The sequence below is a fragment of the Dyadobacter frigoris genome (assembly GCF_005280585.1).
GTDB classification, from domain to species: Bacteria; Bacteroidota; Bacteroidia; order Cytophagales; family Spirosomataceae; genus Dyadobacter; species Dyadobacter frigoris.
Genome location: NZ_SZVO01000009.1, coordinates 132,262 through 152,597, shown reverse-complemented (window position 1 = coordinate 152,597; position 20,336 = coordinate 132,262). Strand labels below are relative to the sequence as shown.

At 40.6% G+C, this 20,336-nt stretch carries 15 protein-coding genes; 7 read left to right on the top strand and 8 right to left on the bottom strand.

Features of this window, described 5'->3' with window-relative positions; translation table 11 throughout:
* Nucleotides 1–14 precede the first annotated feature (14 nt).
* A complete protein-coding gene (locus tag FDK13_RS19525; protein ID WP_137341693.1) occupies nt 15–1,496 on the bottom strand; it encodes a porin family protein in 1,482 nt (493 codons plus the stop codon).
* A 423-nt stretch (nt 1,497–1,919) separates the two neighbouring features.
* On the opposite strand from FDK13_RS19525, the gene FDK13_RS35495 reads away from it, so the two are divergent.
* From FDK13_RS35495 to FDK13_RS19495, 7 genes are all read left to right on the top strand, one after another.
* The gene (locus FDK13_RS35495; protein ID WP_170982851.1) at nt 1,920–2,063 is read left to right on the top strand and encodes a hypothetical protein; all 144 of its coding nucleotides are present in this window, start codon (nt 1,920–1,922) and stop codon (nt 2,061–2,063) included.
* The gene (locus FDK13_RS19520) at nt 2,060–3,772 is read left to right on the top strand and encodes a sodium:solute symporter family protein (RefSeq protein ID WP_137341692.1); all 1,713 of its coding nucleotides are present in this window, start codon (nt 2,060–2,062) and stop codon (nt 3,770–3,772) included. Before FDK13_RS35495 ends, FDK13_RS19520 begins: the two co-directional genes overlap by 4 nt.
* A 168-nt stretch (nt 3,773–3,940) precedes the next feature.
* Nucleotides 3,941–4,597, top strand: coding sequence for a TetR/AcrR family transcriptional regulator (locus FDK13_RS19515; protein ID WP_229216109.1), 657 nt, complete (start codon nt 3,941–3,943; stop codon nt 4,595–4,597).
* A gap of 72 nt (nt 4,598–4,669) precedes the next feature.
* A complete protein-coding gene (locus FDK13_RS19510; RefSeq protein ID WP_137341691.1) occupies nt 4,670–6,037 on the top strand; it encodes a TolC family protein in 1,368 nt (455 codons plus the stop codon).
* A gap of 22 nt (nt 6,038–6,059) precedes the next feature.
* A complete protein-coding gene (locus FDK13_RS19505; protein ID WP_137341690.1) occupies nt 6,060–7,199 on the top strand; it encodes an efflux RND transporter periplasmic adaptor subunit in 1,140 nt (379 codons plus the stop codon).
* A gap of 66 nt (nt 7,200–7,265) precedes the next feature.
* On the top strand, nt 7,266–10,421 hold the full coding sequence (locus FDK13_RS19500; protein WP_137341689.1) for an efflux RND transporter permease subunit: 3,156 nt from the start codon (nt 7,266–7,268) through the stop codon (nt 10,419–10,421).
* 273 nt (nt 10,422–10,694) lie between these two features.
* A complete protein-coding gene (locus tag FDK13_RS19495) occupies nt 10,695–12,245 on the top strand; it encodes a sulfatase family protein (RefSeq protein WP_137341688.1) in 1,551 nt (516 codons plus the stop codon).
* Between the two features lie 150 nt (nt 12,246–12,395).
* Here the strand turns inward: FDK13_RS19495 and FDK13_RS19490 are convergent, their stop codons facing one another.
* The 7 genes from FDK13_RS19490 to FDK13_RS19460 form a co-directional block, all read right to left on the bottom strand.
* Nucleotides 12,396–12,869: a DUF6252 domain-containing protein gene (locus tag FDK13_RS19490; protein ID WP_137341687.1), complete on the bottom strand. Its 474-nt coding sequence runs from the start codon at nt 12,867–12,869 to the stop codon at nt 12,396–12,398.
* A 253-nt stretch (nt 12,870–13,122) separates the two neighbouring features.
* On the bottom strand, nt 13,123–13,929 hold the full coding sequence (locus FDK13_RS19485; RefSeq protein ID WP_137341686.1) for a LytR/AlgR family response regulator transcription factor: 807 nt from the start codon (nt 13,927–13,929) through the stop codon (nt 13,123–13,125).
* A 3-nt stretch (nt 13,930–13,932) separates the two neighbouring features.
* Nucleotides 13,933–16,959 carry a sensor histidine kinase gene (locus FDK13_RS19480; RefSeq protein WP_137341685.1) on the bottom strand — a complete coding sequence of 1,009 codons (3,027 nt, stop codon included), beginning with the start codon at nt 16,957–16,959 and terminating at the stop codon, nt 13,933–13,935.
* A gap of 67 nt (nt 16,960–17,026) precedes the next feature.
* Complete coding sequence (locus FDK13_RS19475; protein WP_137341684.1) at nt 17,027–17,428, bottom strand: hypothetical protein; 402 nt, start codon at nt 17,426–17,428, stop codon at nt 17,027–17,029.
* A gap of 420 nt (nt 17,429–17,848) precedes the next feature.
* Complete coding sequence (locus tag FDK13_RS19470; RefSeq protein ID WP_137341683.1) at nt 17,849–18,622, bottom strand: LytR/AlgR family response regulator transcription factor; 774 nt, start codon at nt 18,620–18,622, stop codon at nt 17,849–17,851.
* Nucleotides 18,576–19,634 (bottom strand): sensor histidine kinase, encoded by a 1,059-nt coding sequence (locus FDK13_RS19465; RefSeq protein WP_137341682.1) that lies wholly within the window; start codon nt 19,632–19,634, stop codon nt 18,576–18,578. The genes FDK13_RS19470 and FDK13_RS19465 overlap by 47 nt, the downstream gene beginning before the upstream one ends.
* A complete protein-coding gene (locus tag FDK13_RS19460; RefSeq protein ID WP_137341681.1) occupies nt 19,597–20,283 on the bottom strand; it encodes a hypothetical protein in 687 nt (228 codons plus the stop codon). Before FDK13_RS19460 ends, FDK13_RS19465 begins: the two co-directional genes overlap by 38 nt.
* Nucleotides 20,284–20,336: the final 53 nt, after the last annotated feature.

The window sequence follows — 20,336 nt, the reverse complement described above, 5'->3', positions numbered from 1 at the left end:
TTTTTAAACTTAAATTAAAGCTTCAAACCAATCGTTGCTCGCAACACATTGTTTTTGTTATTGCTGTCTTTAAACAAAGTATTCATCCCCCACTCATGCGAGATATCCAATGTGATCAGACCGAATTCCAGTCCCAAACCAGCATTTAAACCGTAGGAAAAGTCTTCAATATTATCTCTGTCAAACTGTCTTTTATCGCTTTTATCGACGGCAAGGACGTATGAACCCGTTGCTCCCGCTTTAACGTTCATTTTGAAGAATCCCTTATTTGCTTTGGTTAAATAAAACCCAAGCAGCAACGGAACTTTCAGGAAGTGAAGTCTTGGACCTGAAAGCAAAGGCGCATTTGACAAACTATCTTCTGTACTGATTCGCATTGAAGAGCTGAAATAATGCACACCCGGCTGGATAAAAAACCTTTTTTCATGTATTCTAAAATCAAGACCGGCATTCCAACCAATACGACCATCTGCTTTTCCATCGCTAAAATCAGCCTTGAAACTTGATGCATGGATACCAACTACCGGGATTACCCATAAACCAGAATTTCTTGGCGTCCTCTCTCCAAAACGTTCTTTAAAAGTTAATTTGTCATTTTGAGAAGGCATTGGCTGCGGTTCATTATTGAAATTCTGCTCCCGATTGTCAGTAAAACGACTTCTTTGCTTTTTCCAAGCTTTATAATCTTCATAATCCTCTCTTTCCCGTGCACTCATTTGAGCCATTTCTGGGTTTTGAACAGGCGTCGCGGCTTTTGGTCTTTCATAATCTGACGGGATAATGATGTTGTTAATAATAATAGAAGGCTGCCCGGACTGTTGCGGATAATTTTTGTAGGTTGACTCAACTACTTTCTGAGCAATTCCCTGAGCACCTTGCACAGACCGAAGCGAATCTACATTGATGTTTTGTGTAATTACCTGAGGGGCCACTCGTAAATTTTCCATTGCAGGCTGTATTGGAGATACTGGCGCAGTGTTTTGCACAGCACCATTCACAGCAGGTTGTAAAAGAGTACCTTTCGTAGTAGTCACCGGTTGAGAATCTGTACTTGCAACTGATGATTGTACGCTTAGTTTTGCCTCATTTTCTGCAATTTTATTTTGAAGTGACGCTATATCTTTTGTTAGCTTCTGCTGATCGTCCGCCGCATTCCTTGCTTTTTTTGCACTTCTTTCTGCCTGACGAGCTGCCTTGCTCGCTTCGCCGGCGAGTTTTTTATTTTGGGGATCTTTCCCTAACCTGGCTGCTAAAGCATTATTGTCGTCTGCAGCCTTCTGTGCATCCACAGCCGTTTTTTCTACTTCCTGGTTTTTTTGAAGCAGTTTGTTCTGGTTTTTAGCAAGTTCCGTCTTACGATCGTTAATACTTTTACTGATTTCAATATTTTTCTTTTCGTCTTTCAGCGATTGAAGCGAATCTTTACTTATTTCCTGAGCGTAGGCACTCATGGATAAGTTAAATAATGTAATGATGATAACCGATAAATTTTTCATTTTTAGTTGTTTGATTTGCCAATAAGACCAAACAACTATACCTAAGTCACCAATTGAAACAAGCTGAGTAAAACTGTGAATAAACTAAGAAGATCCAATTGTTTACTACTTTATATGTCCAAAAAAAGGCTTAATTAACTCGTTAAACCATGTTTTTATAACAATTGTGGCGAAAAAAGAACAGCTGACCATGAAAGACAACGATTTTGATTTCGTTGACCAATCTTTTCTACAATCAAACAATGATCTCAAATATTGACGTTTCAGTAATGGAGAAATGGCGATTGGCATTTTACATTACAACTTGTTAACAAATGCTAATGGACCTGCTCATCAGGATTTATATGCTAAAACAAACAAAAAACCGTTCTATTTTTGCAAAACAGTAAAAACTGCTGTCAAACAAAACCCTGAACCTTTATAATGGATAAAAAAGAAAGCACTGACCCGGACCGTGATGGTTTACCACCATTTGTAAGTTCTTGGCCACAGCTCTACAAACTGCTGATTGCTACATTGGTAGTGCTTATTGCTCTTTTTTATCTGTTTATGACCCACTTCGAATGAGCTATCTTGACTGGATTGTACTTTCTTTAACGCTTACGTTTATTGTCGCTTACGGTATTTACAAAAGCCGTGAAAATAGTAGTATTGATTCCTATCTTCTTGCCAATAAATCACTTCCCTGGTATCACGTCACTTTGTCACTGATGGCAACTCAGGCCAGTGCCATTACCTTTCTTTCAGCACCGGGACAGGCCTATACGGACGGGATGCGGTTTGTGCAGTTTTATTTCGGGTTGCCGCTGGCGATGGTTGTGCTTTGTATCACCTTTGTACCCAAGTTTGGCAAGCTGAAAATATTTACCGCCTATGAATTTCTGGAAGGCCGTTTTGACCTGAGAACCCGTACGCTGACTTCCTTTCTTTTCCTTTTACAAAGAGGGCTTTCCACAGGACTTTCCATTTACGCGCCTTCGCTGATTTTGTCATCAATTCTTGGCTGGGATATCACACTTACCAATATTATTTCAGGTGGAATTGTGATGCTTTACACCGTTTCAGGTGGCGCGCAGGCTGTTTCGCATACGCATTTGCAGCAAATGGGTATTGTTACCGTGGGTATGGTCATTGCCGGTTTTATGGTTGTAAAACTTTTACCGGATGATGTTTCTTTTTCCGACGCGCTGCATGTTGCCGGGAAAATGGGAAAAACCAATCTGATCGATTTCAGTTTTGATTTGAACAACCGTTATAATGTATGGTCGGGTCTTATCGGAGGTTTCTTTTTGCAGCTTTCCTATTTTGGAACAGACCAATCGCAGGTTGGAAGATATCTTACCGGAAGCTCGGAAGGTCAGAGCAAACTTGGCCTGGCTATGAACGGATTGTTAAAAATACCGATGCAATTTTTGATTCTTTTGGTTGGGGTACTGGTTTTCGCCTTTTATCAATTTACCAATCCGCCTTTATTTTTCAATCAGGTAGAAGTAGATAAAATCAGAAAAACCGAATTTGCCCAGGATTTCAAAACGCTTGAAGATCAGCACGCATTAATCCAAAAAGAAAAGAGGCCGCACGTACTGGCTCTGACAAGCGCGCTTAACAAAGAAGATGAGGCAGCAGTGGATAAAGCACGTACCATTTTGGCCGCTGACGAAAACAAGGTAAAAGAAGTTCGTGGCAAAGCACAAACGCTTTTATCCAAAGCCAATGGCGGAGAAGTGAATGATGTAAATTATATCTTTCTTCGTTTTGTGATTGATTATTTGCCGGTCGGGATGCTCGGACTCTTGATTGCTGTTATTCTTCTGGCATCAATGGGTTCGGTTGCTGCGGCCTACAATTCACTGGCTTCCTGTACAGTTATGGATATTTATAAGCGGATGTACCACAAGGATAATGAAGATATAGATTATGTAAAAGCTTCACGCTGGGCTACTTTTTTCTGGGGGATTTTCTGTATTGTTGTTGCCCAGTATGCAAGCCGTTTGGGTAGTATGATTGAGGCAGTTAATGTTTTAGGTTCTTTGTTTTACGGTGTTATTCTGGGAATTTTTCTGGTCGCATTTTATTTCAAAACGATTGGCGGCAGGGCTGTTTTTTATGCGGCAGTATTAGGTGAAATTTTTGTCGTGCTCAGTTATTGGAAAGATCTTACCGCATTTTTATGGCTCAATTTAATTGGCTGCGTGCTTGTTATTGGTTTTGCTTTTATTATTGAAAAAATATGGCCCCAATCTGACAACAATCCAACCCCTGAAACTGCGGTATAATATTTATTCAATTCATTATTTTTCCTCCAATTTGTCTTATACAAATATTAATTTCTATTAATCAAATAAGTGTTTGATTTTTTCAAACAAACGTTTGATTTAATTTTTTATTCGTCTACCTTTGCCCTGTTACCTGGCATTTGCGTACTATAAAGTGCCGGTAAAGCCATGATGAAATACAATCCAAAGCAGTTAAAGATTATTGAAGTAGCCGAAAAGCTATTCGCCGAAAAAGGGTTTTCCGGCACCTCCATCCGAGATATTTCCCAGGAAGCAGAGGTAAATGTGTCGATGATATCCTATTATTTCGGTTCAAAAGAAAAACTCATTGAAGCACTTTTTGCCCTTCGTTCGCACGAGTTTATATCAAAACTTGATAATCTTTTAAAAGACCTGGATCTGTCGCCAGTCCAGAAAGTAAACCTGATGATCGATTGGGTTCTTAACCGTTTGATAGAAAAACACTGCTTTCACAACATTGTTTTACGCGAGCAGCTGGCAGGTGATTCCCGAACTGTGATAATCTCTGATCTGCTGGATGAAATGAAGAGCAACAACCTTGCTGCGATGAAAAAAATCATTCAGGAAGGGCAGCAGACCGGCGAATTTAAAAGTGATGTCGATGTATTGATGCTTTCAACGACACTTTTCGGCACTATCAATCAAGCAATTAGTACGCAGCGTTTTTACCGAAAAGTCCACGGCCTTCAAAATGCTACGCAGGAGGAATTGGAAAATCATCTTAGGCAAAATTTAAGTGTTCACCTCAAAAAATTTTTTCGCTTCACGCTTGTTCAGGAATTAAACCACACAATTGACGGTTAGAGCTAAAATAGACTAACCCCTGAATGCATTTAACACCATTTTTATCATTATCCAATTAACGTTCTCTTTTTCATGAATTGTTATTATAACGCTAAAACGATAAGGCTTTTAGCACTTAGTATTACACTTTTGCTACTTTCGCCCCTATTTGCAGCTGCCCAGTTTAAGGTCATCACTGCAACGGAAGGCACTGAGCAAGGTTCGATTTCAAACGGAACGCTGGAAGAAATAATCCAGTATGCTATGAAAAACCAGCCATTAATTCGCCAATCTGTTATTGATGAACGTATTACAGAAAATACAGTTAAAACAAAACTGGCTGACTGGTATCCGCAAATCAATTTCAATTACAATTTGCAGCACAACTTTTTAATTCAGACGAGTATTATTGCAGGAAACCCTGTAAAACTTGGTGTGAATAATACTTCTGCTGCCCAGTTTACGCTTTCACAGGCAATTTTCAACCGTGATGTGCTTCTTGCCAAAAGAACCCGCGGGGATGTACAGCTTCAGGCGAGCCAGACTACAACGGCAAACAAAGTTGATCTTGCAGTAAATGTTTCCAAAGCGTTTTATGACGTGCTGGCAACTTCGCAGCAAATCTATGTTTCCCAGGAAGATATTGTTCGTTTGGAAAGAAGTCTTCAGGATGCAAAGAACCAGTACAAATCGGGTGTGACGGACAAGATTGACTACAAAAGAGCGATGATTTCTCTTAACAATACCAAGGCATCCAAGAAAAGCAACGAGGATATTTTGAAGGGAAAACTCGAATATCTTAAATCACTGATGGGTTATCCGGTTGAAAAAGAATTAAAGATCAGCTACGACAGTCTTCAAATGGAAAGAGAAATGTTGATTGATACCATTCAGGGACCGGATGTGAATTCCAGAATTGAATATCAACTTTTGACAACACAGAAAAGACTTCAGGAGTCCAATCTTAGTTATAACAAAATGAGTTTCCTTCCAACGATTGCGGCCAACGGAGCTTATAACTTAAACTACCAGAACAACAAGTTTGGAGATCTTTACTACAATAACTATCCTCAATCTTTCGCTACGGTAACTTTAAGCTTACCCCTGTTTCAAGGTGGAAAAAGAAAGTATAATATCAACTCTGCAGAGTGGCAGTTAAAGAGAACCAATCTTGACATAACGAACCTGAAAAATAATGTCAATTCTGAATATGCCAATGCCCTTGGGTATTATAAAGGGAGTCTCGCTACACTGCTGGCTCAGAAAGACAATGTTGACCTGGCAAAAGAAGTATATGATGTGATCCAGCTTCAATATAAATCAGGTATCAAAACATATCTGGAAGTAATTACCTCTGAAACCGATCTTCGTCTGGCCAGAATTAATTATTACAACGCACTCTATCAGGTGTTAGCCAATAAGATCGACGTACAAAAAGCCCTGGGCCAGTTAAACTATTAATTATTGAAATCCCTTTGATACCATGTTTTTAAATTCAACAAAATATTATACAGCGGCATTATCAGTTTTGGTAATGGTTTCCTGTGCAAAAAAGAACGAACAGGCCGGTCAGCAAGGTCCACCGGCGGTTAATGTAACTTTGGAAGAAGTAAAATCCACGGATGCAGTCTATCATGATCAATACCCTGCCAGCGTAACGGCTCTGAATGTAGTTGAGCTTCGCCCTCAGGTGACTGGTTTTATCACAGGCATTCATTTTCAGGATGGAGCAAGAGTAAGAAAGGGACAATTGCTTTACACAGTAGATGCTCAGCTTTATTCTGCTAATTACGATCAGGCAGTTGCCACTTTGAACGTACAAAAAGCAAACACGGTTAAGGCACAAAAAGATGCGGATCGTTATCATGAACTTGATAAAAACGATGCAGTTGCAAAACAGCTTGTAGACAATGCTGATGCTGCACTTGAAGTAGCAAAAAAACAGGAAGATGCAGCCAGAGCCAGCATTGCAGCAGCGAACACAAGCGTTCGTTATACCAAAGTTTTCGCTCCGTTTGATGGTGTGATCGGTATTTCACTTGTAAAAGCAGGTGCGGCAGTAACAGCGGGACAAACGGTTTTGAACACAGTTTCTACCGATGGACAGCTTGCAGTTGATTTCAATGTTGACCAAAAAGAAATCTATCGTTTTACAAATCTTCTAAAAAACGCAAAATCTTCTGATTCAACTTTCACTATTGCTTTTGGAACACAGATATATCCTTATCCGGGAAAAATTCTTTTGATCGACCGTGCCGTTGATCCTCAGACAGGTTCGATCAAAACACGTTTAACTTTCCCGAATAAAGATAATATGCTTCGTACCGGCATGACAGGGACGGTGAGAGTTTTAAATACTGCTTCAAAAGGTGCCGTACTAATTCCGTACAAGGCAGTTACTGAGCAGTTGGGTGAATTTTTCGTATATGTAGCAGCCGATTCCAGTAAAGTTAGTCAGCGGAAACTTACGTTAGGAGAGCCAATTGGCACGAACATTATTGTAAAAGAAGGTCTTAAAGCAGGAGAAAAAATTGCTGTTGAAGGCGTTCAGAATCTACGTGAAGGAGCAACCATTTCTACGGGAACACCGCCGGCAGCAGCAGCAGCCCCTGCAAAAAAATAAGATAGATAAACAGGACTTGATATTATTTATGTCAGCCTCCTTCTGACTTCCTTAAATACTAAAAAAATGATTGCAGATATTTTTATAAAAAGGCCTGTTACAGCGATTGTTGCTTCAATCGTACTTGTACTGGTAGGCCTTATTTCATTAACAACGCTGCCCGTTGCACAGTATCCGGACGTAACGCCGCCGACGGTGACCATTTCAGGTGTCTTCACCGGGGCCGACGCCCAGACGGTCGAGCAGACCACAACTACCGCTATTGAAACGCAGGTGAATGGTACGCCCGGTATGAGTTATATGTCTTCGAACAGTACAAGCAGCGGACAAAGTAGTATTAACGTTGTTTTTGATATTGGTACTGACGTTAACATTGCCGCTCTTGACGTGCAAAACCGTGTGAGTGTGGCTGAACCTGCGCTTCCGGATGTTGTAAAAAGATTGGGTCTTACAGTACGTAAAAGACAACCGGCCATTATGGTTGCCGTTGCTTTGTATTCCCCAAAAGGAACGCACAGTGCCCAGTTTATTGGTAACTATGCCAACATTTATCTGAAAGACAGAATTCAGCGTGTAAAAGGTGTAGGTGATATTGTTTCGCGTGCGGATGACTTTGGTATGCGTATCTGGCTGAATCCCGAAAAGCTGGCGAACTTAAATATGACGCCTTCGGATATTACCGCCTCTCTGGCAGAAAACAACCTTCAGATTGCAGCAGGTACCGTGGGAGCAACTCCTCAGCCAACTGCGCAGGCTTTTGAATATAGTGTACTTACCAATAGCCGTTTGAATACCGAAGAACAGTTTAACAATATTATCGTACGTTCGTCTCCTACCGAAGGAAGTGTCGTTTATCTGAAAGATGTGGCACGTGTAGAGCTTGGTAAATTTGATTATAATGCCAATGCTTTTGTTAACGGAAAACCGGCAGCTTTTGTTTTGATTTACCAGGCGCCGGGTGCCAATGCACTTGATACCTATGATGGCATTATGGCAGCACTGGCGGAGATGAAGAAAACGTTTCCAAAAGATATTGATTTCGTAATCCCTGTTGAAACCGCTTCTGTTGTACGGGTTTCTATTGAAGAAGTATTACATACATTTGCCGAAGCGATGATTCTGGTGGTAATCGTGGTATTCCTTTTCCTTCAGAACTGGCGCGCCACATTGATTCCTATCCTTGCGATTCCGGTATCTTTGATCGGAACATTTATATTCTTTATTCCTTTTGGATTTACGATCAATACGCTGACACTTTTCGCCTTCGTACTAGCCATCGGTATTGTGGTGGATGATGCGATTGTGGTGGTCGAGGCCGTACAGCATAATATTGACCACGGCCGAATGTCACCCAAAGCTGCAACCAAGAAAGCGATGGATGAGATATCAGGTCCTGTTATTGCAATCGCACTTATTCTTGCAGCTGTATTCGTTCCGGTAAGTTTTGTACCCGGTATTGTGGGTCGTCTTTATCAGCAGTTCGCTATTACCATTGCGGTTTCTGTACTTCTTTCAGCCTTTGTAGCCCTTTCATTGACACCAGCACTTTGTGCGATGATGCTTAAACCAACAAAAGGTGCAAACGAGAAAAAGAACTGGCTTGAAAAATTCTTCGACAAATTCAACAAGTGGTTCGACCGCGTTTCACACGCTTACACGAGAGGAGTTTCCAAATGGATTAAAGGAACACCTTACGTGATTATCATGATGGTTTGTCTGATTGTTGGACTTGTGTTTTTGTTCAAAAACAAACCTTCCGGTTTTATTCCGGTTGAAGATGAAGGACGTCTTTTTGTAACCTATGAAATGCAGGAAGGTGCTTCAACGACCCGTAACATTGCGATGATTAAGGAAGTTATGAAGCGTGTGCAGGCAATCCCGGAAATAAAAACGGTCGGTGGACTTGCAGGTCTTAACGTTATCAGCTTTTCGAACAAATCCAACGTAGGTACCATGTTTGTTACGCTTCAGCCTTGGGCTGATCGGAAAGGAGCTGAGCACCACGTGCAGGCTGTAATTAAACAAATTCAGAAAAACACCGCGGATATTAAAGAGGCAAGGGTGCTTGCCATTGCTCCACCTGCGATTCCTGGTCTTGGTCAAACATCGGGTTTTACGTTTGAACTTCAACAAACAACAAGTACCGACGATATCAAAAAGTTTGAAGGTGTTACTCAGAAATTCCTGGCTGCTGTAAATCAGCGTCCCGAAATCGGAATGGCCTATACTTTCTTTAACGCAAAAACACCTTCTTACCAGATTGATGTAGATCGCGACAAGACTAAAAAGCTTGGTGTTCAGGTCAACGATGTTTTCAATACACTGTCTACACTTTTGGGTAGTACGTATGTAAATGACTTTAACCTTTACGGACGTAACTTCCGCGTAATGGTGCAGGCCGACAGTAGTTTCCGCTCAAATCTGGATCAGCTTAATAAATTTTATGTCAGGAACTCTCAAGGTAATATGATTCCGTTATCGGCGATCATTACCAGCAAAGTGGTAGAAAACCCTGCGCTTATCTCCCATTACAATATTTACCGGTCTGTTGAGATTAACGGAGTACCAAAACCCGGTTTCAGTTCCGGCCAGGCGATCCAGGCACTTAAAGAAGTAGCAGAAACGCTTCCGGATGGTTATGGTTATGAATTTTCGGGTATGAGTTCGGAAGAAATAAAAGCGGGTGATGCAACGACAACAATCTTTGCAATATCAATCGTTTTTGTATTCCTTTTCCTTGCAGCGCTTTACGAAAGCTGGTCAATTCCATTCTCTGTACTTTTCGCAGTACCGATCGGAGCATTGGGATCGATCATTACGCTGACATTGCTACCAAATCTTACCAATAACATTTATGCGCAGATCGGTCTAATTACACTGATCGGGCTTGCGGCCAAAAACGCGATTCTTATTGTGGAATTTGCAAAAGAGCGGGTTGATGGTGGAATGGAACTGGTGAAGGCAACACTGGAAGCGGTTCAGCTTCGTTTGCGGCCAATCATTATGACCTCTCTTGCCTTTATTCTTGGGGTACTTCCTCTGGCATTCGCAAGTGGTGCAGCAGCCGAATCACGTAAAACCATCGGTTGGACGGTATTCGGAGGGATGCTTGCAGCAACGTCTCTGGCGATCTTTGTAGTACCTGTCCTTTTTGTAGCGATTGAAAAAATTGCTTACAAACAAAAGAAAAAGAGAGAGGATCGTGAGTCGAGATTGATTTAAAAGTCAGGCTTTATATAACCAAATCAGGCGCGGGTGCATTAGCATTCGCGCCTGATTTGGTTTTGAGGGAATGATTTGGAAATCCGTAGCAATAATTCCTGCCGATATTTGGAGCAAAACAGGTTTTATCTTTCCAAAGAAAAGCGGGTTTTCCATCCATTTGCGAAATAGTCCTGAGTTTTTATTTGTCCGGGTAAGATTGATTTCACAGGTTTTCTGACAATTAAGTACTATTATTACAATATAAAATTGGTAGATTACATAGATTTCAATATGAATTCAATACGATGGACTTCGGGACAAAAATTAATGTTTGCATTATTTGGCTGCATTTTAAGCATGTTACTGGCTTTTACTGACAAAGAGAAAAGTGCAGAAAATTTAGAGGGACAAACACCTAACATCGTGGTCATACTTGCCGATGACATGGGTTATGGAGACATAAAATCATTCAATCCAAATTCTCAGATCCCAACACCCAACCTTGACAAACTTGCTGGCAATGGAATAAAATTTACCGATGCCCATTCCGGATCCGCTGTATGCTCCCCTACCCGCTATGGCCTGATTACTGGCCGATACGCTTTTCGTTCGTCATTAAAAAAAGGAGTACTAGGTGGCTATTCAGCTCCTTTGATTGAAAATGAAAGATTTACTATCGCTGATTTACTAAAAAAAGCTGGCTATAATACAGCTGTGATCGGAAAATGGCATCTTGGATTGGGCTTTGCCAATAATAAAGATAACTCCGCAATCAACAAGGTTGATACCACAAACGGCTGGCCGACAGGTGAAGGTATTGACGTGGAACAGCCGCTTCTTCAAAGCCCTAATAATCTTGGTTTTGATTATAGCTACGTTATTCCATCGTCGCTGGACATCCCGCCGTATATCTATTTTGAAAATGGAAAACCCTCAGAAAAAGGAATTGTGAAATTGGAAGGAAGAAATTCTCCCCGAGGCGTTTTCTGGCGGGAAGGAAAAGCTTCTACCAATTTCAAAATAGAAAAAACGCTCGATCAATTTTCTGATAAGGCCTCTGAATTTTTGATAAGTTCTGCAAAAAAGAAAAAACCATTTTTTTTGTATTTGCCTTTAACAAGTCCACACACACCTTGGCTACCCTCGGCACAGTTTAAAGATAAATCCAAGGCTGGAATTTATGGTGATTTCGTGGCACATACTGATCATGTTGTTGGAAAGGTGCTTCGTACGCTCGACAGTCTGGGCCTGACCAAAAACACTTTGATCATCTTTACTTCCGACAACGGGGCCGACTGGAAACCGGGTGATAAAAAAATATATCCTACCCACCAGGCCAACTACATTTTCAGGGGACAAAAATCAGATATTTGGGAAGGCGGGCACCACGTTCCCTTCATTGCAAGCTGGCCAAGCACCATTAAGTCAAATCAAATTACTAACGAAACAATATGTCTGACCGATCTTCTGGCAACTTTCGCTTCCATCACTGGCCAGAAAATTCCTGACAATGCCGCACAGGACAGTTTTGATTTTTCAATGATACTTCACGAAAATCATACCGCTAAGTCCGGAAGGAAAAGTATAGTACATCACTCCATAAACGGAATGTTTGCGATCAAAAGCGGAAAATGGAAATATGTTGACGGACAAGGCAGTGGTGGCTGGTCGAAAGATGAATCAGCGACTTCGGATTTAAAATCGCAGCTATACGACCTTAGCAAGGACCCAACCGAAAGTAAAAATCTGGTTGAGCAATTCCCCGATATTGCCAGGAAATTGAAAGATGAATTGAATAAGCAAAATGTAAATGGTTTTACCAGGCCGGGGGGACGTAATTAGGTAAAATCCCTAATTTTAAATCTGTCCTTTCAAAATAGCGTATTGATTGCGGATAGCATCTGATTCGTATCTAACCAACCAGAAAAATAAAAAAAGGCCACCTTACGGCAGCCTCAAAAAATTTAGTCTGAATGAAGTGTTTTTGGAATATTATCGCACATTTACGTTGAAACTGCCCTCCGTTAAAGTCCTTTTTTTAGTACCAGACGCGTCATAGGCTATGAAACTAAAAGTGCCCGCCAGGTTTGTGGCTGTTTTTTTGGTTATGGTTACACTGCCACTTCCTCCGTTAATGGTTGAAAAATCTTCTTTGCTGATTGTGATGATGCCAAAATTAACTTCATTGATTGGGTAAGTTCCTTCTACCGCCGAGTTTGGAAGCGCAATAGCAACGACATCGCTGGTTTTACTATCCATTCCATAAATGGCGTAATAACCGTTTGCACCCGGAAAACTCGCCAGTGCATAGGCATAATCCGGTGCATAATTATTTCCGTCCACCTTCACTTTGAATCCAACCGTAGCGGCCGGATCTGGTGTGACGTCATCAGATTTTTTACTGCAAGACGTAAAACCTGCAAGACAAATCATAACAAAAAGTACTAAAATTGAAGAAGTTTTCATAACACTATAAAGTTGTTTGTTAAGGATGAGAACCCGGGAAATGACAAGAAAACCGTAGTGTTTTTGTCTTTGTTTCCCTTTGACATTTCAAAACTAATACAACATTAAGCCCTCAAATTTCAGAATATATGTTAGGCAGGTTTTACTTTAAACACGGTGAGAAATGATATACAAATGGCTGAAAAAGTACTGTAAATCTGTTGGTTAATTTGAAACATTACGCTTTCGATAAACGACAAATAAACCCGGGATCTTATTTTAATTTCCCTGAATTGACATAAAAATCTGACAATAAAGACAAAAATTCCTCTTTTCGCCGGCGCGATACTTCAATTTCAGTATTGTCGCTCATCCAGACCTGTCCCCCGTCTCCTTTCACATAACGCTTGATATGTTCCAGGTTGATGATATTGGATTGATGGACACGGAAAAAATAATAGTTATCCAGAATCTCTTCATATTCTTTCAAAAGTCGGGAAACAACAATGGCGGGTCCTTTAATCAGGTGAAATTTGGTATATGACCCAAGCGATTCACATTGAATAATGTCTGTCATCTGTACAAAGTGAATTCCTTCTGCTGTTGGCAGTGCAATACGCTGGTTATCATTCTTTTGACGATTAACCAGACGCACAGTTCCCGGAGTGTCCAGTTGCTGCTGTAAAATCTGAATCTGCTGTGGGTTTAAGCCGGCGGTCTGGGATTTATATTTCTCAACGGCTGCCTGTAATTCATCAGGATCAATCGGTTTGAGAAGATAATCTATGGCACTGAAACGGAATGCACGAATGGCAAATTCCTGATAAGCCGTAGTAAAAATGATACCAAAATCCACTTTTTCAAAAGAAGCCAGTAAATCAAATCCTGATTTTCCCGGCATTTGAATATCAAGAAAAACAAGATTAGGTTTCTGCTCCTTTATCACTTCAATACCCAGATCAGCATTTTTTGCTTCACCACAAATTTCAACCTCGGGGCAAACCAACCTGAGCAGGTTAGACAGCGCTTCGCGGGCGTTGGTTTCATCATCAATGATAACAGCGCGTAAATCTTGTTTCATATGTTATACATTTTCAAGTGGAATTTTCATGCTTACCCGTGTTCCGGCAGGTTGATTATCAGCATCAAATAAATCTGTAAATTCAATTTTCGCGTCACTATCTTTATGGCGCAGGGATTCAAAAATCCCTTTGGTCATTTCCTCTCCACGCGAAATATGGCCTTCCGTGCGCGGCGCAAAAGTTCGTCCAACACCGTTGTCTTCAATGGTGCAAACAATATGTTTATCCCGAATGCTACCGGTTATCTTCAACTTTTTCTCGCCTTCTTTTGGCATCAAACCATGCCAGATAGCATTTTCAACATAAGGCTGCAAAAGCATCGGCGGCAAGTGTGCATCCAGCAACACTTCATTATCTTCAATTTCAAAAATATAACTGAATTCATGATTGAATCGAAAAGATTCTATCTCTACATACATACGAAGCGTATCAATGATCTGCTCAAAGGAAAGATACTGGTGGTTGGAATTCTCCATGATCCGGCGAACCAGTTTTGAGAATTTCGACAGATATTTTGCTCCTTCCACACCCCTGTTTGTCAACAAATAATTTTGAATTGAGTTGAGTGAATTGAATAAAAAATGAGGGTTCATTTGCGATTGCAGCGCTTTAAGCCGCCATTCCGCTATTTGCAGATCAAGCCGGTTCCGCTCTGCAAGTGTATTGACGCGCCACCGCATCATGGCTACGATCATAGCCGCTATGGCTAATCCGATCAGTGTCCTGAAAAACAAGGTATTGATAAAATAAGGCTCAACCCGGAACTGAACAATGAGTGGTTTATCACTTATTTTACCAGAACTATTTCTGCTTCTTACCAGCAACCGGTACGATTTTGCCGGAAGGTTGGTAAAAGAAACCGTATGCTGATTGCCCAGATCAATCCAGTTAGCTTCAAAGCCTTCGAGTTTAAAACTGAATAAATTTTTAGAAGCGGGTTCAAAATTCAATGTTGAGAAATTGAAGGTTATCGCATTTTCATCAGGGTCAAGAATGATTTCTTTGGTCAGATCCTGGTGTAAAGTTTTGCCTTTTATTTCAACCGAACTGATTATAACCCTTGGCGTTACCATACTGGTATTCAACTGATTGATATCTAAAATATTAATTGCATTGGTATGCCCCAAAAAAAGCTCATTGCCTGCGCCGCGATAAAATCCTACCGGAGCGTTGCTTTTTAGTCCCTCAATCGTTGTCAGGTACCGGATATCATGAGTTTTAGGGTTAGCAATGTGAATGCCCTCATTGGTACTGAACCAAAGATTTCCACCAGGCATTTCAGCGATGTTAGCACAATAGGTATCATTGAGCGCATCTGTTTTAAACTCAAATGTGCTTAAAATCTCACCAGTATAGGAAATTTTCGAAACGCCTCCCCAGCTGGAAATCAGAATCGTGCCGTTTGGCCCCTTTTGCATACCATTGATACAATCTCCCCCGATTATTTTTCCCTTATTTTCCGGCAACGTTTCAATATTTACGAATTCTCCCGCCTTCTCATCGAAAAAGAATAACCCGCGCGAGCAAGTCGCTACCCAGATCCGCCCATCAACGCCTTCAAGGATCGCCTTCAGATAAGTCAGATTTAATAATTTCCGGCCTTGTTTGGCAGACCATAATTTAATTTCCTGTTTCGTAAACGGATCAATTACTTTCAAACCTTCATTCAAATTGGCAATCCACAAACGGCCCTTCTTATCCAGCAATCCATCTCTGAAATCTGTATTTTTAAATAAAGCCGATGCTGGTGAAAAGACTGAAAAGTTTCCCTTTTTCAGATCGGCGGTAAAAACGCCCTTATCTGTAAAAGCATAAGGCCGACCCTGAATCCATCGCATTTGCTGTGTGAGCGCGTCGGTAGGATATGGCAATAATTTGAAGAAATTTTCAGAAGGTTTCCAGATCAGGGCGCCCGAATGAGAAAGGCCTAAAAGAAAGGTTTCATCCGGCGCAGGTAAAATCGCAGTAATCTGAACCGGAAGCCTCACCACACCCGCAGGAATCGCAATGGTACGAATTCCGGCATTGCCATACCGGTACTTGTAGACACCGTCACTGGTTCCTATCCAAAGAATCCGGTTTACTTTGTCTTCATACATCGTTTTGACCCGGATTCCATTATTATAAAATTCAGGCAAATTGTAGAGTTCATTACGATCCGGATAAAAAATACTGATCCCGTCATTTGTACCAACAAAAAGGAGTTTCCGACCATTTTCGTCCTGTGATTCCTGGACACAAATAACGTGGTTATGTTCAAAACCTGTTTTTCGTATACTAAAAGACTGATCGGCGGGAGAAAAACGCACCAGGCCGTATTCGTAGCCGCCTATCCAAAGATTCCCATTGCTATCCTCACAGGCTTTTGAGAGGCGTATCGGTATCCTATTTTTTGCTAAAACCGCTGCATTCCCAAGCATACAGACAAGTTTGTCTGCATTTCGGTCATAGCGATAAAGACCAATTTCTGAAACGATCCAAAGTGTCCGTTTTGCATCTTCAAAAAAGCTGGCATACTGATAAATATCACCGCCCGAAGCAGTTTGGGGAAAGGTATATCGGTGAAGCTTCCCGGTTGCAGGATTATATCGTTTTACCGAGGTATAGTCGCAAACCCAGACCTGATCATGGCTGTCCACCATCCCTTGTTCGTGCAGGTCATTGTTTGGATCAGAATCATCATAATTGTTTGTTGCCAGCGTGGTGACAGTCAGTGTTTTTGCATCGATTTTACATAAACCTCTGGTATCATTGGAGGTATAAATATTACCTTTTGAGTCGGTTGAAACTCCTGAGCAATATCCTAATTTCAGACTATCGAGCCTTAAAAAACTGTAACCGTCATAGCGACAAATATTCCTGCCGGTACCAATCCACAAAAACCCCTGTTTGTCATTAGTCAGCGACCAGACCTCATTGGATGGAAGCCCCTCCTTTGTTGTCAAATGTTCCAGAGTCAGAGATGGCATTTGGGCACAGAGCTGCCCCGAGGTAAAAAACAACAGCAGGAATACCTGTAAATACCTCATAAACCAACTATTGATTTGATATAATTACGCTATAAGTTATAACCCGCAAACAGGTTAAAGTCAAGATTTACTGCTTTTTACTGATTAATGAAAATGCTTGCGGATGATCAGAATCTGGCATAACTTTATTCTCAGTTAACCTCGTAAGCATAGTGTTATTTGCACTTTGCCAAATACCGGAAAGAAGTATTAGCTCTTTTCCCTTCTTTTTAAATTTACCTTGAAATGTCCGCGTTATTTCGCCCCTTTGTGATTCAATTAGAATCATTTCACTCCGACTGCTTAATGCGCCAACAACATCAATGCGCTCAGTTAAACCCGCTTCGGAATAATATCCTTTGACAAAACCATTCATTATCACAATGTGCATTCGAGTATGCCTTTTTGAATCGCGGCTTTTATCAGTCCCAAACTCTGCCGTAAAAGTGCCCACCGCGTTAACAGGCTCAATATGTGTTGCTTCATTCATAGAGCCCGCACATTTTTTCTCATAACAACAAATCAAAAGGACTACATTAAAGGCTAGGAATGTTAGAAGTGATTTCATAATAAGTGTTGAGAATGTGTGAAATTTCAGAAAAAGACGAGACTAAAAAGGATGATCAAAGTGATAATTAACAAAGCAATCCAGTCGAAGCCTCTTTCCAAAAATCTCCTAAGACCTTCCCTGACTGTTTTAATACTATTTCTATTTGTAAAGTGTTCGCCCCGTGCCATACGCAGTTATTAATTAGTGGTTGAAATTCACTTTAAAAATGTCACGGAATCCTGATCTGAATTTTACAGATTGACAAACGGGGGCAGGATTATAGAAACCGGTGGGGATAAGTTGATATTTGGGAGGAAAAAAAATGATGACACCCGCTAATTCTAAAACAAAAACCACACCTCAAACCAGCAATAACTTCGCCCGAATCTCTTCAGAATAAGAATACGCACTTTTTATTTTTGAACTTTTTGGATCATTCATCACTAAAATATACGTTCCTTTGAAGTATTTATGGATCTCCCGGATTTTCAGTTTATTGATAATAAAACCTCGGTGAACGCGAAGAAATTGTTCAGGAAGGCGTTCCTGCAAATATCCAAGAGGGTAATCGACAAGCTTTTCGCCCTCGTGCGTATGGATATAAACGTATTTATCTTTTGCCTCAAAAAAACAGATATCCGAAACATGAATCAGAGTTATCTTATTCCCTGTCTTCACCGGAATAGTTGTAATAATATCTTTTGGCTTATTTTCAGTGATCAGCATTTTGATTTTTTGCAAAATATCATCTCCGCCAGTATCACTTTCCAATACTCTTTTAATGGTTATCGCAAGCCGCTCGTCTTCAACCGGTTTTAGCAGATAATCCAGCGAATTTTTCTCGAAAGCTTTTATTGCATATTCTTCATAAGCTGTTACAAAAACAATCAGGGGTAAATAATCAAGGTAATTCAACACTTCAAAACCATTTATTTCCGGCATTTGAATATCAAGAAAAACGAGATCAGGGCGCTGATCGTTGATTAGTCTGACGGCTGTTTTTCCATCTTTTGCCTCCCCGATTATTTTAATCTGCGGATACGCTTCCAGTGTTTTTTTCAGACGATAAACCGCAATATCTTCATCGTCAACCAACAACGTTCTGATTTCTTTTTGGGATAGTAATCCGGACATATTTTTCTGGTTTGTTATTTAATTCCATCGTGAAATTTCCGGGGTATAGCAAACCCAGCTTGCTTCTTACCATTTGCAGGCCCATTCCAGAACCGGGAGTCGCTGACAACTCAGGTCCGGAATCAGAAATGGTGATCAGCATAGTATTTTCATCTAGTTCGATCTCAACTTTAACAAATCCATTTTCTGCCCGTTTTTCAATGCCGTGTTTTACAGCATTTTCTACGATAGGCTGCAAGATAAAAGATGGTATTTGTAAAGATAATGCATCGGGATCGACGTTAATTTTATAGTTCATCCGTTCTCCAAAACGTATCTTCTGCATATCCAGATATGTGCGGATAATGGCAATTTCATCCGTTACCAAATGAAAAGTGGCGCTGTTTTTGTTGAGTGTAAATCTGAAAAATTTCGATAAAAGCAACACCATTTCCTCGGCTTTGGCCGGATCTTTCGAGATAAGCCCTGCAATCGTGTTATGTACATTATAAAGAAAATGCGGGTTTACTTTCGCGCGTAAAAGTTCGAGTTCAAAAGCAGTTTTTTGCTGTTCCAGCTCCAAAACACGGTATTGCTGATTTAAAATCTGAGAATTCAGAAGACTCTTCCATTCTTCACTCACATAAATCGGTATGCCTGTAACCAGCACAATCAGAATATTCAACACATAAATATTTCCTCCGCCAAACCATTGATACTTCCCATCCTTCCATAAAATTGACTGCACAAAAAACATAATTTCAGAACCTGCCAGTGCAGCCAAAATCAACAAGCTGATCATAATGATCATCTTAAAACTTTGGACTGAAGTGACCATTGTAAAAAAATTCCTGTACGTGATGACAAGCATCATCAAAGAACCGATGCAAGACGTGGAAAGTACGGAAATTGCGATACGCTCAGGCCGTTGGTCGTAAGTGAAATATAAGTACATACCAAAAGCAAACCCGATCAAAAGACAGATCAGCAAAGTTTTAAGCGCGGGATGCATCCTGATTTGTGTGCCGGACAATGGTTTTAGTTTTAAAAATAAATGATTTTTTTGACAGAAGAATGAAGGTAATGATTATGTAAATCATACCGGCAACCGAAGGGAGAAATTGGCTGTACGGTTTGTAATCCGGAAAAACGGTGCCGCTAAATGCAGACGAAATAGCACTCAAAGCACTGATCATTTTATAGGCATGTTCGTACATGATGGCCTTTTCCAGGAAATGTACGGGAATAAACCATTTGCAAAGGTCGTAACCTGAAACCAGAAATAAAGCGCCTAGCGTTGAATAAATGATCACCGGCGACCAGTATAAACCGTTAGAATTCAGATAATACAAATAATAAACCGCAGAAATCATAACCAGTAAGGGAATAACATAATCAAATGTTTCCGGTTTTTGGCCACGTAGTTTTAGCGAACGGATTCCGCTAAAACAATTATAGCCGCTGAGTAATGTAATAACCAGAAGAAAACTGTTACGGTTGAAAACAATCACACCGAAAAGTCCTGTAATGATGACGACCACGATCATCCACATGAAGTATTTTCCAAATAAAACATGCTTTCCTAAACCTTTTTTTGCGAAAACGGCAGCAAAACCGGTTAACAGCGCAGTGCTTCCCGCAATGACGTGCAGTGTAAGATTGGCAAGGTGTAATTTTTCCATGGGTTGATTATTTCTGTTTACCAAATCAACCGCAATTGTCAGTAAACAAAAAT